The sequence below is a fragment of the Embleya sp. NPDC020886 genome, from assembly GCF_044333915.1.
GTDB lineage: Bacteria > Actinomycetota > Actinomycetes > Streptomycetales > Streptomycetaceae > Embleya.
The window spans coordinates 638,373-652,958 of sequence record NZ_JBIRRX010000004.1 but is presented as its reverse complement, the minus strand read 5'-3'; the positions used below and the strand labels follow the sequence as shown (position 1 = coordinate 652,958).

The window sequence follows — 14,586 nt, the reverse complement described above, 5'->3', positions numbered from 1 at the left end:
GTGCGAACGAGCAAGGCTCACCCCCGGATCGTATCGACGCCGGCGGCACCGATCCCCCGGTCTGGGATCCTCGATCGTGATGAAGACCTTGATCGTCACCAACGACTTCCCGCCGCGTCCCGGCGGCATCCAGTCCTTCGTGCACTCGATGGCCCTGCGGCTGCCCGCCGACGGCGTCGTGGTCTACACGTCGTCGTGGAAGGACCGGGCGGAAATGGCCGCGTTCGACGCGGCACAACCCTTCCCGGTGGTGCGCGACCGCACGCCGATGCTGGTGCCCACGCCCGGTGCGGTCCGCCGGGCCCGCGAGATCGCCCGCGCCGAGGGCTGCGACACCGCGTGGTTCGGCGCGGCGGCGCCGCTGGGCCTGATGGCGCCCCAACTGCGCGCGGTCGGCGTCGAGCGGCTGGTGGCCACCACGCACGGGCACGAGGCGGGCTGGGCGGTACTGCCCGGGGCGCGGCGGTTGTTGCGGCGCATCGGCGAGGGCGTGGACACCGTCACCTATCTGGGCGAGTACACCCGCGCGAAGATCGCCCCCGCGCTCACCCCGGCGGCCGCCGCCCGGATGGTGCAACTGCCGCCCGGTGTGGACGAGAAGCTCTTCCGCCCGGACGTGGGCGGGGTCGAGGTGCGCGCCCGGCACGGGTTGGCCGATCGGCCCGTGGTGGTGTGCGTGTCGCGCCTGGTCCCGCGCAAGGGCCAGGACGTACTGATCCACGCCCTGCCGCGAATTCGGCGGCGGGTGCCGGACGCGGCCCTGCTGATCGTCGGCGCCGGACCGTACCGGGACCGGCTGGAGGCGATGGTGGACGAGGTCGGGGTACGCGATTCGGTGGTGTTCACCGGCGCCGTGCCGTGGGCCGAGTTGCCCGCGCACCACGAGGCCGGTGACGTGTTCGCGATGCCGTGCCGGACCCGGCGCAAGGGGCTGGACGTGGAGGGCCTGGGCATCGTCTACCTGGAGGCGTCCGCGGTGGGCCGGCCGGTGGTGGCGGGCGACTCGGGCGGTGCGCCGGACGCGGTCCTGGCCGGGGAGACCGGCTACGTGGTGAACGGGCGTTCGCCGGCCGATGTCGCGGACAAGGTGGCGGGCCTGCTGGCCGACCCGGCACTCGCCGCCCGGATGGGCGCGGCGGGCCGGCGCTGGGTGGAGCGGGAGTGGCGCTGGGATCTGCTGTCGGGGCGGCTGCGCGGGCTGCTGGACCCCGACGGGGCGACCTGAGCCGGCTCGTGCCGCAGGCGGCCGGCCCGGGAACCCCCCGGACCGCCCGCCTGCGTCGTCGGCAGCGCCCGCCGTGTGCTCAGCCCTCGTAGATCTTCTCGATGTCCTGCTCGAAGTCCCGCAGCACCAGGTTGCGCTTGAGCTTGAGGGACGGCGTCACGTGGCCGCTCTCCTCGGTGAAGTTGATGGTCAACACCCGGAACTTGCGCACCCCCTCGGCCCGCGACACGGCCTTGTTGCCCTCGTCGATCGCGTCCTGCACGGCGGCCAGCAGGTCCGGGTCCTCGGCGAGGTCGGCAACGCTCGCGTCGGCGGGCTTGCCGTGTTGTTCCTTCCAGGTCGGGAAGGCCTCCGGGTCGATGGTGATCAGCGCGCCGACGAACGGGCGGCGGTCGCCGACCACCATGCACTCGCTGATCAGCGGGTGGGCGCGGATGCGGTCCTCGATCACGGCCGGGGCGATGTTCTTGCCGCCCGCGGTGACCAGGATCTCCTTCTTGCGTCCGGTCACGGTCAAAAAGCCGTCGTCGTCCAACACGCCGATGTCGCCGGTGCGGAACCAGCCGTCCTCGAACGCGTCGGCGGTGGCCGCGTCGTTCTTCCAATAGCCGGTGAACACGTTCGGACCCTTGGCCATGATCTCGCCGTCCTCGGCGATCCGCACCGTCGAACCGGGCACCGGCCGGCCGACCGTACCGATGCGAATCCCGACCGCCGGGTTGACCGTGTGCGCGGCGCAGGTCTCGGTCAGGCCGTAGCCCTCCAGGACGGTGAAGCCGATGCCGCGGAAGAAGTGTCCGAGCCGGGTGCCCAGCGGCGCGCCCCCGGAGATCGCGTGGGTGGCCTGGCCGCCCAGCGCCGCGCGCAGCTTGCCGTAGACCAGCTTGTCGAACACCTTGTGCTTGAGCCTGAGGCCCAGGCTGATGCTCGCCGCGTCCATGCCCTCGCTGTAGGCGATCGCCGTTTCGGCCGCCATCTCGAAGATCCGGCCCTTGCCGTCCGCCTGTGCCTTGGCCGAGGCCGCGTTGTAGACCTTCTCGAACACACGGGGCACCGCGAGCACGAAGGTCGGCTGGAAGGACGCGAGTTCCTTGGTCAGGTCCTTGACGTCGGGACAGTGCCCGATGCGTACCCGGGCCATGATGCAGCCGATCTCCAGGATCCGGCCGAGCACGTGCGCAAGCGGCAGGAACAGCAGACAGCTCGACTTCTCCGGGACGAACAGCTGGGTCAGCAGCGCGACCACGTTGCCCAGCTCGGCCTGGAAGTTGCCGTGTGTGAGGATGCAGCCCTTGGGCCGCCCGGTGGTGCCGGAGGTGTAGATGATGGTCGCCACCGAGTCGGCGCGCAGGGTCGCGCTGCGCTCCTCGACCACGGCGTCGGACACGTCCTGCCCGGCGCCGACCAGCGCGGCCACGGCGCTCTCGCCGACGCCCTCGTCGATCCGCCACACGTGCTTGAGCTCGGGCAGCCGCTCCCGGGCCCGCTCGATCGCGCCCTCGTGCGCGGAGGTCTCCACGATCACCGCACGCGCGCCCGAGTCGATCAGGATCCATTCGAGCTGCTCGGCCGAGGAGGTCTCGTAGATCGGCACCGAGATCGCGCCGGCGCACCAGATGGCGAAGTCGACCAGCGTCCACTCGTAGCGCGTGCGCGACATCAGGCCGATCCGGTCGCCGGGCTCGATGCCCGACGCGATCAGGCCCTTGGCGATCTCGTACACCTCGGCCAGGAACCGGGTCGAGGTCACATCGGTCCAGCGTCCGCCCACCTTGCGGGCGAGCGCCGGGGCATCCGGTGCCTCCGCGGCGTTGCGCTTGATGAGGTCGGTCAGGTTGCCCTCGGCGGGAACCTCGGCCAGGGCCGGGACGCTGCACTCGCGCACTGATGCTCCTCGTTGCGGTCTCGGCGCCGGGGTACGGCGCTGCCGTTTGCCGTGTCCGTGTCGGTCCGTCGCCGGCGTGTCGAACTCGCCGGTGGGCCCACGGGTCTGTGCTTCGGTCGGTTCTTCGGTCGGTGCTTCGGCTGTTTCTTCGGTGGGTCCGGTCGGTGCGGCTCTTCGTCGGCCCTGTCGAGTCGTCGACGGTGGCAGACGTTACTGGCAAGTAGGTCCGGGGGACAGAGGTCACGAGGATCCTGTGCCCGGGCTCACGCCACGGACAAGGCCCCGGCCGGATCGACGCGGATCCGGTCCGCGGACCGACGGTCCATCCGTCCCGATTCGGTGGTGCATGTCGAGAGTATCGATTCGCCGTGACGCACGGGTGTGACGGAGGCAACCCCGACACGCCGTCGGTTTCGGTTCCGAGCCGTCAGTACAGTGACGGGCATGCGGGTCCACGTGGTGAGCGACGTCCACGGCGCTGCCGAGGCACTCGCCCACGCGGGCGACGGCGCCGACGCCCTGGTGTGCCTGGGCGATCTGGTGCTCTTCCTCGACTATCACGACCTCGACCGGGGCATCTTCACCGACCTGTTCGGGGTGGAGAACACCCGCAGGCTGCTCGCGTTGCGCAACGCCCGCCGGTTCACCGAGGCCAGGGCGTTCTCCGGGGCGTTGTGGGCGGACGTGCCGGGCGGTGCCCGCGCGGCGATCGAGCAGGCGGTGCGCCGGCAGTACGCCGCGCTGTTCGCGGCCTTCCCGACGCCGACCTACGTCACCTACGGCAACGTCGACGTGCCCGACCTGTGGCCGGACTACGCGCGTGCCGGGGTGACCGTGCTCGACGGCCAGGTCGTCGAGATCGGCGGCCGCACCTTCGGCTTCGTCGGCGGCGGGCTGCGCACGCCGATGCACACGCCGTACGAGATCTCCGACGAGGAGTACGCGGCCAAGGTCGCCGCGGTCGGTCGGGTCGACGTGTTGTGCTGCCACATCCCGCCCGCCGTGCCGGACCTGACCTACGACGTGGTGGCCCGCCGGTTCGAGCGCGGCAGCGAGGCGGTGCTGCGGGCCATCCACGAGACCCGACCCGACCTGGTGTTGTTCGGTCACGTGCACCAGCCGCTGCGGGCGCGGATGCGGATCGGACGTACCGAATGCGTCAACGTGGGGCATTTCCAGGCCACCGGCAAACCGTACGTCCTCACCTGGTGAGCCGGTGCCGCGTACGCGCAGGTCGGGCACGATAGCCTTCGAGCGGATCGGTTGTACGCGGACATCCGGTGATGTCCGTCCGGGACAGCCATAACAGCTACGCGAGCTTCCGGAGGACTCCTCACGATGGCTGAACGGACCAGCTCGACCATCACGATCGACGCCACGCCGGCCGAGGTCATGGCCGTCATCGCGGGGTTCGAGGGCTATCCCGAGTGGACCGGCGAGGTCAAGGAGACCGAGGTCCTGGAGGTCGACGACGCGATCGGGCGCGCGGTGCGCGTGCGGTTCAAGCTCGACGCCGGGGTGATCAGCGACGAGCACGTGCTCGGTTACACGTGGGACGGCGACCGCGAGGTGCGCTGGACCCTGGTGACCAGCCAGATGCTCAAGGCGCTCGACGGTCGCTACGCGCTGAGCCCGATCAGCGGCGGCACCGACGTCACCTACGAACTGACCGTGGACGTCAAGATCCCGATGCTGGGCATGCTCAAGCGCAAGGCCGAGAAGGTCATCATCGACCGCGCCCTGACCGGGCTCAAGAAGCGCGTCGAGAGCTGAACCGGCGGTGACGCGGGTCCTGCTGGTCACCGGCATCCCCGGGGCCGGACGCACCACCGTGGCGGCGGCGACGGCGGTGGCCTCGGCGCGGGCCGGGCGACGCACGCTGCTGCTCGCGGCCGACGGCACCCGCGACCTGGACGCGGTGCTCGATGTGCCGGTGGGCGCGGACCCGTTCGACGCGCTGCCGAATCTGACCGTGCAGCGGGTCGCCGCGCGGGCCGAGTTCCAGCGCGAGTTCCTCCTGGTCCAGGATCGGTTGAGCCAAGCGCTCGCGGTGGTCGGGGTGGATCCGCTGGATCCCGAGGAGATCACCGTGTTGCCCGGCGCCGGCGATGTGCTGGCGCTGCGGGTGCTCGCGCGGGCGGTGAACGCGCGGCGCTACGAGTTGATCGTGGTCGACCTGCCCGCCGTCGAACGAGCGGTGCCGGCGCTGGCGTTGCCGGAGGGACTGGCCCGTTACCTGGACCGGTTGTTGCCGGTCGAGCGTCAGGCGGCCCGGGCCCTGCGGCCCGTGCTGGCCGCGGTCGCGGGGGTGCCGATGCCCGAGGACTGGGTCTACGACACGGCTCGACGGGTGAACATCGAGCTGGAGGTGTTGCGGACGCTGGTGTCCGCGCCCACGACGACGGTCCGGGTGGTGGTCCGGCCCGGGACGGTCGCGCTGGCCGCGGCGCGGCGGGCCGCGTCGGCGCTGGCGCTGTTCGGCCACCGGATCGAGGACGTGATCGTGAACGGGGTGGGCGCCGCCGACTCGCCCGATCCGGTGGTGCGTTCCCGGGCCGAGGTGGCGCGCGAGACGGTGGACGCGCTGTGCGCGCTGTTCCCGCGGGTGCCGCTGGCACAGATCCCGACCCTGGCCGCCGAGCCGCTGGGCGCAGCCGAACTCGCGGACGTGGCGGCGCACTTCGCACCGGTCGGGCCGGGCGGCCGGACCGACGACGAGCACCTGATCGAACGCGACGGCGAGCGGCTGACGTTGCTGCTTCCGCTGCCGGGCACCGATCGCGACGATCTGGACCTGCTGCGCCGCGGCGACGAACTGGTGATCACGGTCGGCCCGAACCGCCGCCTGTTCAAGCTCCCGTCGGCCCTGCGCCGCTGCGTGATCGAGGGCGCGGGTCTGCGCGACGGCGTGCTGCGGGTGCGCTTCGTGCCGGACCCGGCGGTCTGGATGCGCCCGAGCACGTAGCCGGTTCGCCCGTCCCGCCCGGCTCACCCCTTCCCGTGCAACCGCTCCCAGTCGCGCGCGAGCGCGATGCGCTCGGGGGCGGAGGGGTGTGAGCCGAACAGGAACTGCAGGATCGGGTTCGGCGTGACGTTGGAGCGGTTGGCCACGGCCAGGCTGTGCTGCATCCGGATGAAGGCGTCCGGGTCGCGGGTCAGGTCGAGCGCGTGCACGTCGGCGCGCGCCTCCAGCCGCCGACTGATCAACATCTCGCCGGGCCCGGCCACCGTGCCGATCACCGCCACGACCGCGAGCAGCAGGGCCAACGAACGCGGGTCGCCCGGACCGTCCGCGCCCGCCCGACGCAGCAGCGGCGCGCACGTCATCAACAGCCCCAGCGCGCACACGCCCGCCGCGAGCGCCGCCGCGCCGATCAGCGTCCCGTGCAGCACGTCGTTGCGCTTGGCGTGCCCCAGCTCGTGTGCCGCGATCAGCTCCACCTCGCGCGGATCCGCGTCCCGCACGGTCGTGTCGTAGACCACGATCCGCCGGGTCGAGCCGAACCCGGACACGTACGCGTTGAGCGCGGTGGTCCGCCGGGACGCGTCCGCGACCAGGACGTCCCGGACCGGCACCCCGTCCCGCTCGGCCAGTTGCATCAGCGACGTGCGCAGCGGCCCCGGCGGCATCGAGTGGAACTTGTTGAACGCCGGTTCGACCAGCAGCGGATACAGGAACGAGATCGCCACCACGAGCAGCGCGCCGGCGCCCGCCGCGAGCAGCCAGCCGGCCCGGGGCAGCGCCCGGATCAGCGCGTACAGGCCGAGCGCGACCAGCAGGAGCAGCCCGGTGGACAACGCGAAGCCCTTGGCCAGGTCCAGCCACCAGCTCCCCCACGACTGCACGGACAACCCGTACCGTCGCCGGACCACCTCCAGCCGGGCCGCGAACGGCAGCGTCGCCAGCCGGCCGATCAGGGCCAGCACCAGGCCGCCGAGCAGGATCCGCCACGCCCACCCCCCGCCCACGGGCCGGGCCACCGCCTCGATCACCCGCGCACCGAGGGGGGTGAGCCCGAGCACGAGCGAGACCACCAGCGACAGCGCCATGGACAGGTACGCGGGCGGCCGGGCGGCCCGGGCCAACGAGCGGCCCCGGGCGATCTCGGCGGTGGTGAAGTCCCGGGCCGCGTCCGGGTGGGTGAAGCCGCCGGGCGGCTCCGCCAACGGGCGCCACGGCGTGGTCACCACGACCGCCACCAGCAGCACCAGGCCCGTGCACACCAGGCAGATCAGCAACAACCTCTGGACCGACATGCCCGCCGTACCCCCGTCATCCGGCCTGCGTCCGCAGGTAGTCGAGCCAGGTCTTGGTGAAGGCGTCGGGGTTGGTGCCCAGCACGGACACCATCGCCGACGCGAGCGCCGAGGCCGGGTCGGGCGCGTTGACGCCGGGCGGCCGTTCGGCGCCGACCGTACGGTACAACTCGACCAGCTTGACCTGTCCCCACCGCTCGGCGATCAGTTTGCACGCCAACCAGCCCATCTCGTACGCCTGGGGCAGGTCGTCCTGCGTGGTCTCGAAACTCGGGTCGGCCGGAAACTGCGTGGGCACCTTGCCCGCCTTCACGTCCCGACGCAGTTCGGGGGCGGCCGTGCGCATCGTCTGCGCCGATTCGAGGTAGCCGACGTAGTCCGCGAAGCCCTCGGACAGCCAGGTCGGGGTCCAGGCCCGGGTGAACGCCCGACTCGCCACGTGGGTGATCTCGTGCGCCATCACCACCCGACGCTCCAGGTCGCCCAGTTCGCGAAAGGCGTCCGGATTGACGATCACCCGGTCGGCGGCGGCGGCGTCCGCGGCCGCGCCGCGTTCACCCGTGGTCACCGCCGCGATCTTGAGATATTTGCTCGGTTCGGCGCCGAGCAGCCGGGCCATCTGCGCCTGGGTGCCGGGCACCACGACGACCGTACGCCCGGGCCAGGACTCCCCCCAGACCGCGCTGACCTGGGGTACCGCCTTGTCCGCGGTGTCCGCGTACGCGCGCAGCTCGTCCCGGGTGCCGATGCCGAGCACCGTGCTGTGCGTGCCCTGGACGACGGTGACCGGCCCCAGGTCCCACACCTGGGTCGGGGTGCGCATCCCGGCCGCGGTGCCGTCGGTGTCGGCCGCGAGGTACCAGGTGCCGGCGCGCAACACGAAGGTCAGGTACTGCGGCACCCGTACCGGGGTCACGTCGTGCCCGGTGATCCGGTAGAGCAGGTCGACCTGTGCGGTGAAGGCGGGCGCGCCGAGGGCGCTCTTGCGCGCGGCGGAGAGTTCGAACACGTCGGGGGTGACGATCTCGTACTCCCACCCGGCGAACGGCACCTCGGCGATGTTGTCGAAGACGCCGATCTGGGTCTGGCGGAACGCGGCGTCCTGCGGGTCCAGGCCGGCGGTGAACGCCTCGCGGTCGCGGGAGAGGAACGCGGCCGCGCGCCGGTCCAGGAGTGCGCCGACCGCGGTCCGACGCGCGTTGGCGTGTTGTTCGCCGCCGTCCGCCGCGGGCCGGCCGGGACCGTCGAAGGCGCCGGCGTGCGGTCGTGACGGCGCGTCGGTCACCGTGTCCGAGACGAACCGGGTGACTCCGAGGACGGCGCCGAGTTGGGCGAGCGCGCACAGCACGACCAGGACGGGCAGCAGGCTGCGGATCCGGCGCGCGGCCCGATTCGGGTCATCCACGTGGTCGATCGTAACGTGGGCGGCACGAACGGCCGGCCGAACCGGACCGGGCGGCCCCGAACGAGGTCGCCGACCGCGGCGCGGGTCACCCGGGTCGGACGGCCCCGCCGATCGGCTCGCGCAGTTGGGCGCCGACCGCCGCGAGCATGCCCTCGGCCGCGAACAGACGCAGCGCCGTCAGCGTTTCCTCGTCCAGTTCGGTGTGGTCCGGGTGAGCGGCGCGCTCGCCGTACTCGCCGGAGTCGGCATACGGAGAGACACCCGATAATTCGGGCGATACGTCGGAATCCATCGATCGAGCGCTGATCAACGCCGGCCCGATCGAGGCCGGTATCACGCAGCCGGCGCGGCTGCGGCCTCGGTGCGTACGACAGGCGATGCGCATGTGGCTTCTCCCCTTTCGTCGACTTTCCCGGTCAACGGTAGGGAGCGGCACCGACACGCGGTGCGAACGGCGGCCGGAGTCAGCCTCGGGTGAGCCTGCGCAGCAACATCGTCGAGGGCACCGGTCGGGCGCCCGCCTTGCGCACGCCCTCGGCCACCTCGCGGTCGGTGGAGACCACCACGACCGGACGGCCCGGCGGCTCGGCCCGGACCAGCCTGCGGATCAGCTCGTCGGCCGTCTCGCCCGGCTTGCTGAACATCACCCGCACCCCGCGCGCGGGCGCCAGCAGCACCGGCGCGTCCAGTTGTGCGCCGTCGAACACGCAGGTCACCTCGCAGCCGGTCTGCGCGGCGAGCCCGGTGAGCCCGCCGACCAGCCGGTCGCGCTGCTTGTTCAGCGCGAGCGTGGGGTAGCCGGTCTTGGTCACGTTGTAGCCGTCGATCACCAGGTGCGCCTGCGGCAGCGCGAGCAGTTGGTCGAGCAGAGCCGGATCGTCGCCCTCCAACGCGCGCTGGGCGATGTCCTTTATCCCGGACGCGCCCGGCACCACCGCGTCCACCAGGTCGGCGGGCCGAATGCCCACCGGCGGCAGCGCGAGTTCGCGGCGCAGGCCCTGCGCGGCCTCCAGAACGGTGTCCAGGAGCAGCCGGACCCGGGTGTCCTCCATGCTGCGGCCCTCGCGGGCGGCCCGGCGGCTGGCCTCCAGCGCCGATTCGACCTCGGCGACCCGACCGCGCAGTCGGCGGGCCTCCTTCTCCGCGGCGGCGATCGCGGTCTGCGCCTCGACCCGCACCGCGTCCAACTCGGAGCGGGCCCGGCGGGCCTCCTTCTCCTCGTGCTTGGCACTGCCCTGCAGGCCGCGCACCTGGCGGCGCAGGTGGTCGGCCTCCTTGCGGGCCGTCTCCAGCTCCGCGCGCAGCCGTTCGTGCTCGGTCTTGGAGGCCGCGCGCAGTACGCCGACCTCGCGCTCCAGGCGGGACAACGTCTCGGCGGCCTCGGCCTCGGCGCGGTCGGCGGCGGCCTCCTTGGCCGCGTCGCCGGCGGTCTCGATCAACCGGACCCAGCCGCGCGGGCGCAGCAGGTACGCGGCGGCGGCCACGTCGAGCGGGTCGGCCGCGGCGGGCACCTTGCCGGCCTCCAGCGCCTCGGAGATCTCCGGCAGGCCCTTGCGGAAGCGCTCCGCTATGCGCTGCCGGAACACCGGGTCGTTCTCCAGCGCGGCGGCCAGCGGGGTCGCGGCGAACTTGGCCCGGCGCTGGTGGGTGAAGCGGGCGAACCGGCGCAGCGGGCCGGGCACCTCGTCCGCGGTCATCGTGCCGAGCGCGTCCGCGGCCACCGAGATCACCCGGACCCGAACCGCCTCGGGCAACGGCCCGGACAGCGCCTCGGGCTCGGCGGGCTGCGAGTCGGCGGGGCGGGAGTCCGCAGGCGGCGGCTCCGCGCGTGACGCCCGGGCCGGCGGGGAGTCGGCGCCTCCCGGTCCGGCCGGGTGCGCGTGCGCCCCGGGATCGGTGCGGCCGTCCGGCTCCGGGTCGACCGCGTGGTCGACGGGCCCCTCGGGCTCGGCGGGGACGCCGGACAGGTCGGTCCCCGCCTCGGTCCGGGCCTGCGGGTCGAGGTCGGGCTCGGCTGCCGGCACCGCCTCGGCGGCCTCGGCGGCGTGCGCAGGCGTGACCTCGTCCGCGCGGGTATCCGGTCCGCTCACTGCTCCTCCGGTCCTTCCCGTTCCCTTGAGGCCCCTCCCCGCGTCACCGTTGCCGGGACGCCGACGCCTTGATCATGGCGCGTTCCGGACCGGGGACGGCCGCGCCGGGCCGCCCCGATGCCGAAACGATGCACAGTCCCATTGTCGCCGCACGGTCTCGGCGCTCAGCTCGCGTCGGGGCGCGCCACCAGCTCGACGGAGTCGGTCGCGTTGCACCAGCGGCAGCGCACCGACTCGATCTCGTCGGAAACGATCTCGCGTTCCTCGACCCGGGCGACGCCCGCGAGGTCGAGGTGGGTGAACTCGACCGCCTTGGTGGTCCGCGTCACGTCGAACCGGGTCAGGTTGCCGCAGAGCGAGCAACGCCACCGGGTGTCCTCGGTGGGGGCCTGGATCGACATGCGTGTTCCTTTCCTGTTTGGTCCGCGAGTCCTGTTCGGTCGCGAGCTTTTCCGATCGCGAGTGGTCCGCGTACACCCATGATGCCGGGCGGCGAGAGGTACCTGGGCGCGGCCGTGTCGGGCCGGAAACGTACCGTCCGGTACATGAGCAGCACCGCGCACCGGGATTGCCGGTCACGAGGTTCGGCGGGTCAGGGCTTGCCGGCGGCCGACCCGCCGCGGCGTTCCCGCCCGCCGGACAGTATCGCCCCGGGCCACGAGTTGCGAACCATGCACGGATCCCGAGCGATTCGTGACGAGGTGGAACGACAGGTGTTCACGGTCGTGGATCTGGAGACGACCGGCCTGGATCCGCAGGAGGCCCGGATCACCGAGATCGCCGCGGTCCGGGTGCGCGGGACGGATCGGTTGGGCGAGTTCGCGACGTTGGTCGCGCCCGGCGTGCCGATCCCGGAGTTCATCACCGACCTGACCGGGATATCCGACGACCTGGTGGCCGACGCGCCGCCGCTGCACCTGGTGTTGCCGGCGTTCGCCCACTTCGCCGAGGACGCCGTGCTGGTCGCCCACAACGCCCCCTTCGACGTGGGCTTTCTGCGTGCGGCGAGCCTGGCGTGCGGTCGGCCGTGGCCCGATCTGCGGGTGGTGGACACGCTCGCGCTGGCCCGCGCGCTGCTGCCGCCGGGCACGGTGCCGAACATGCGCCTGGGCACCCTCGCGCGCTACTTCGAGGCCCCCACCGACCCGACCCACCGCGCGTTGGCCGACGCCCGGGCGACGGCGCACGTGCTGCGGGCGTTCATCGGCCGGATGCACGAGAGCGGGCGGCACGAGTTGGCCGACCTGCTCGACCTGGGTCGACCGCCGGCGCCCAGGGCGTGGCCGGGGCAAACCACTCCGATCGGGTGACCCTCCGGGCGTGTCGATCGGGCGGTTCTTCCGCCCGTGGTGGCTGCCCGCGTGGGTCGCGCGCCGACTAAGCTCGGGCATCTTGTCGTCGAGAGCCGGAGGACTACCCCGTGATCACCGCGATCGTGCAGGTCAAGACGCGTGTGGACCAGACCCCGGAAATCGCGGAGGCGATCGCCGCGATCGAGGGCGTGAGCGAGGTCTACTCGGTGACCGGCGAGTTCGACCTGATCGCCATGGTGCGCGTCCGCGCCCACGACGACCTGGCCGACGTCATCCCCGGCCGCCTGAACAAGGTCCCCGGCGTGGAAGCCACCACCACCCACATCGCCTTCCGCACCTACTCCCACCACGACCTCGAAGCCGCCTTCGCCATCGGCCTCGAATAGCTCCGCCCCCGGGCGCCCCACAAGCGCCCGGGGCCGCCCGCCACCGCGACAAGCCCCGCCCGGGCCGACCGAACCGGCCCGGACGGCGTTCGAGGACACCCCCGGCGGGGCCGCCACCCGGCCCGTTCGGCACTTGAAGACCCCCGGCCGGCAAGGCCGAGAACCTACGCCGCCGGCAACTGCCGTGTGCGCGGGTCCGCGTCCGGAACACACCGCCCGCCATCAACCGTGTAGCTCCACAACGCCCCCCGCTCCACAAGCTCGCGCACCGCGGCCACAAAGCGGTCCAGATGCTCCACCGGCGTCCCGAGCCCGAAACTCACCCGGATCGCGTTGAGGTTCTGCTCTCCCTCGGGCGCGTCCGGGGACCCACACTCGGTCGGCTGATCGGCCCGCCCGCCCAACAGGTGCCGCACCAGCGGATGAGCGCAGAACAACCCGTCCCGCACCCCGATTCCGTACTCCGCCGACAACACCGCCGCGAACCGCGAGCTGTTCCACCCCTCGACCACGAACGACAACACGCCCACCCGCGCCGACTCGGGCCCGAACAGCTCCAGCGCCCGCACCGCCGGAATCGCCGCCAACCCCGCCCGCAGCCGTGCCGACAGCGCCTCCTCGCGAGCGACCAGCGCCGCCGGCCCCGCCTCGGTGATCGCCCGACACGCGGAAGCCAACGCGTAGGCGCCGATCACGTTCGGCGATCCCGCCTCGTGCCGAGCCGACCCGCTCTGCCACTCCACGTGGTCCCGGCTGACCGCCTTGCTCGCCCCGCCACCGGCCAGGTACGGCTCGGCCGCGTCCAACCAGTCTCCCCGACCCGCCAATACGCCCGAGCCGAACGGCGCGTACAACTTGTGCGCCGACAGCGCGATCCAGTCCACGTCCAGGTCGGCCACCGACACCGGGTGATGCGGCGCCAGTTGCGCGGCGTCCAGCACGATCCGCGCCCCGTGCCGATGCGCGACCTCGGCCAGCTCGGCGACCGGGAAGATCTCGCCGGTCACGTTCGAGGCACCGGTCACGCACACCAGCCGAGGCCCGTCGCCGGACCCGGCGAGTGCCGCCTCCAGCGTCGCGACCGCCTGCGCCGGCGATCCGGGCGCGGCCAGTTGGGTCACCCCCGCGTGCCGGCGCCACGGCAGCAGCGCCGCGTGGTGCTCGGTCTCGAAGACGAACACCCGGGTGCCCCGCGGCAGTACCGAGGCGAGCAGGTTCAGCGAGTCGGTCGTGCCGCGGGTGAACAACAGCGTGTCGTCGGCCCGCAACCCCAGAAAGCTCGCGACCGTGGCCCGACTCTGCTCGTACAGATCGGTGGACAACTGGGACAGGTAGCCCGCGCCCCGATGCACGCTTCCGTAATACGGCAGGTAGGCGGACACGTCGTCCCACACCCGCTGCAGACACGGCGCGCTCGCCCCGTAGTCGAGCGCGGCGTACTCGACCTCGCCACCGGTCACCAGCGGAACGAGCACATCCCGACCGACCACGGGCAGCGGAGCGGCGATGGCGACGTCACAGTCGAGGGCGGCGGCGGAAGTGGTGTCGACAGACATGGCGAAACTCCTCGGCAGGCACGGAACACCCCGGCGCATGTCGATTGATCGACATTGAACGGCGCCGGTTGATCCGCTGATGAAAAGTGATCTCGGGACCGGGCCGATGACGACCCGGGAACGACGCGCGAGAACTCAGCGCGTACGGAATAGGGCGATTCGCCCGTTTCGAGAAAGAGATTTCACGCCATCACATGCTCCCCAGGTACAGGACCCGGGTCACATGAAGCATCGACTGCCGTCATGCGAGGGGTCCGCGCTTGCCAGGACGCCTTACGACGCCTGACCGTGTCATCACCCGGGGCACCCCACCGCGGAGCGAGGGTTGCCGGACAGCAAGCCGGGGCTTTCCACTGTCACTCGTGACCTGCGCAGAATTATTACCGGATGCAACGTCGCGCGCAACGACGGCCCCATCGTTCCCACATCCTGGACGCCGGTCGGGCGGGCCGCGCACGACCCACCCGAC

At 72.4% G+C, this 14,586-nt stretch carries 13 protein-coding genes and 1 riboswitch; of the genes, 6 read left to right on the top strand and 7 right to left on the bottom strand.

Features of this window, described 5'->3' with window-relative positions; genetic code table 11:
- Positions 1-76 precede the first annotated feature (76 nt).
- Positions 77-1,225, top strand: a complete 1,149-nt coding sequence (locus ACH4U8_RS17875) for a glycosyltransferase family 4 protein (protein ID WP_395778694.1) — start codon at positions 77-79, stop codon at positions 1,223-1,225.
- A gap of 79 nt (positions 1,226-1,304) precedes the next feature.
- On the opposite strand, the gene ACH4U8_RS17870 is transcribed toward ACH4U8_RS17875, so the two are convergent.
- Positions 1,305-3,110: an AMP-dependent synthetase/ligase gene (locus tag ACH4U8_RS17870; RefSeq protein WP_360304966.1), complete on the bottom strand. Its 1,806-nt coding sequence runs from the start codon at positions 3,108-3,110 to the stop codon at positions 1,305-1,307.
- Between the two features lie 444 nt (positions 3,111-3,554).
- Between ACH4U8_RS17870 and ACH4U8_RS17865 the strand changes: the two genes are divergently transcribed.
- The 3 genes from ACH4U8_RS17865 to ACH4U8_RS17855 all read left to right on the top strand — a co-directional run bounded on the left by ACH4U8_RS17865 (position 3,555) and on the right by ACH4U8_RS17855 (position 6,075).
- The gene (locus tag ACH4U8_RS17865) at positions 3,555-4,322 is read left to right on the top strand and encodes a metallophosphoesterase (RefSeq protein WP_360304964.1); all 768 of its coding nucleotides are present in this window, start codon (positions 3,555-3,557) and stop codon (positions 4,320-4,322) included.
- Positions 4,323-4,448: 126 nt separating this feature from the next.
- Positions 4,449-4,883, top strand: a complete 435-nt coding sequence (locus tag ACH4U8_RS17860; protein WP_360304962.1) for an SRPBCC family protein — start codon at positions 4,449-4,451, stop codon at positions 4,881-4,883.
- Positions 4,884-4,890: 7 nt separating this feature from the next.
- The gene (locus ACH4U8_RS17855) at positions 4,891-6,075 is read left to right on the top strand and encodes an ArsA family ATPase (protein WP_395778693.1); all 1,185 of its coding nucleotides are present in this window, start codon (positions 4,891-4,893) and stop codon (positions 6,073-6,075) included.
- A 23-nt stretch (positions 6,076-6,098) separates the two neighbouring features.
- Here ACH4U8_RS17855 and ACH4U8_RS17850 read toward each other — a convergent pair whose 3' ends face one another.
- From ACH4U8_RS17850 to ACH4U8_RS17830, 5 genes are all read right to left on the bottom strand, one after another.
- A complete protein-coding gene (locus ACH4U8_RS17850) occupies positions 6,099-7,367 on the bottom strand; it encodes a M48 family metallopeptidase (RefSeq protein ID WP_360304958.1) in 1,269 nt (422 codons plus the stop codon).
- 16 nt (positions 7,368-7,383) lie between these two features.
- On the bottom strand, positions 7,384-8,772 hold the full coding sequence (locus ACH4U8_RS17845; RefSeq protein WP_395778691.1) for a hypothetical protein: 1,389 nt from the start codon (positions 8,770-8,772) through the stop codon (positions 7,384-7,386).
- Positions 8,773-8,857: 85 nt separating this feature from the next.
- Positions 8,858-9,157, bottom strand: coding sequence for a hypothetical protein (locus ACH4U8_RS17840; RefSeq protein ID WP_395778689.1), 300 nt, complete (start codon positions 9,155-9,157; stop codon positions 8,858-8,860).
- Positions 9,158-9,236: 79 nt separating this feature from the next.
- A complete protein-coding gene (locus ACH4U8_RS17835) occupies positions 9,237-10,862 on the bottom strand; it encodes an NYN domain-containing protein (protein WP_395778687.1) in 1,626 nt (541 codons plus the stop codon).
- A 164-nt stretch (positions 10,863-11,026) separates the two neighbouring features.
- Positions 11,027-11,263, bottom strand: coding sequence for a hypothetical protein (locus ACH4U8_RS17830; protein WP_020552989.1), 237 nt, complete (start codon positions 11,261-11,263; stop codon positions 11,027-11,029).
- Between the two features lie 300 nt (positions 11,264-11,563).
- On the opposite strand from ACH4U8_RS17830, the gene ACH4U8_RS17825 reads away from it, so the two are divergent.
- Both ACH4U8_RS17825 and ACH4U8_RS17820 read left to right on the top strand, forming a co-directional pair.
- Entirely contained in the window at positions 11,564-12,172 is a 609-nt protein-coding gene (locus ACH4U8_RS17825) for an exonuclease domain-containing protein (protein WP_395778685.1), read from the top strand.
- A gap of 110 nt (positions 12,173-12,282) precedes the next feature.
- Positions 12,283-12,561 carry an Lrp/AsnC ligand binding domain-containing protein gene (locus ACH4U8_RS17820; RefSeq protein WP_360304948.1) on the top strand — a complete coding sequence of 93 codons (279 nt, stop codon included), beginning with the start codon at positions 12,283-12,285 and terminating at the stop codon, positions 12,559-12,561.
- Positions 12,562-12,725: 164 nt separating this feature from the next.
- On the opposite strand, the gene ACH4U8_RS17815 is transcribed toward ACH4U8_RS17820, so the two are convergent.
- Complete coding sequence (locus ACH4U8_RS17815) at positions 12,726-14,117, bottom strand: aminotransferase class V-fold PLP-dependent enzyme (protein WP_360304946.1); 1,392 nt, start codon at positions 14,115-14,117, stop codon at positions 12,726-12,728.
- A gap of 251 nt (positions 14,118-14,368) precedes the next feature.
- Positions 14,369-14,485, bottom strand: a riboswitch (SAM riboswitch).
- Positions 14,486-14,586 lie beyond the last annotated feature (101 nt).

Bases quoted from the DNA above. Each gene is read 5' to 3' on its own strand.
- ACH4U8_RS17865 (WP_360304964.1), top strand. From the start codon at position 3,555: ATGCGGGTCCACGTGGTGAGCGACGTCCACGGCGCTGCCGAGGCACTC.
- ACH4U8_RS17860 (WP_360304962.1), top strand. From the start codon at position 4,449: ATGGCTGAACGGACCAGCTCGACCATCACGATCGACGCCACGCCGGCC.
- ACH4U8_RS17850 (WP_360304958.1), bottom strand. From the start codon at position 7,367: ATGTCGGTCCAGAGGTTGTTGCTGATCTGCCTGGTGTGCACGGGCCTG.
- ACH4U8_RS17840 (WP_395778689.1), bottom strand. From the start codon at position 9,157: ATGCGCATCGCCTGTCGTACGCACCGAGGCCGCAGCCGCGCCGGCTGC.
- ACH4U8_RS17830 (WP_020552989.1), bottom strand. From the start codon at position 11,263: ATGTCGATCCAGGCCCCCACCGAGGACACCCGGTGGCGTTGCTCGCTC.
- ACH4U8_RS17815 (WP_360304946.1), bottom strand. From the start codon at position 14,117: ATGTCTGTCGACACCACTTCCGCCGCCGCCCTCGACTGTGACGTCGCC.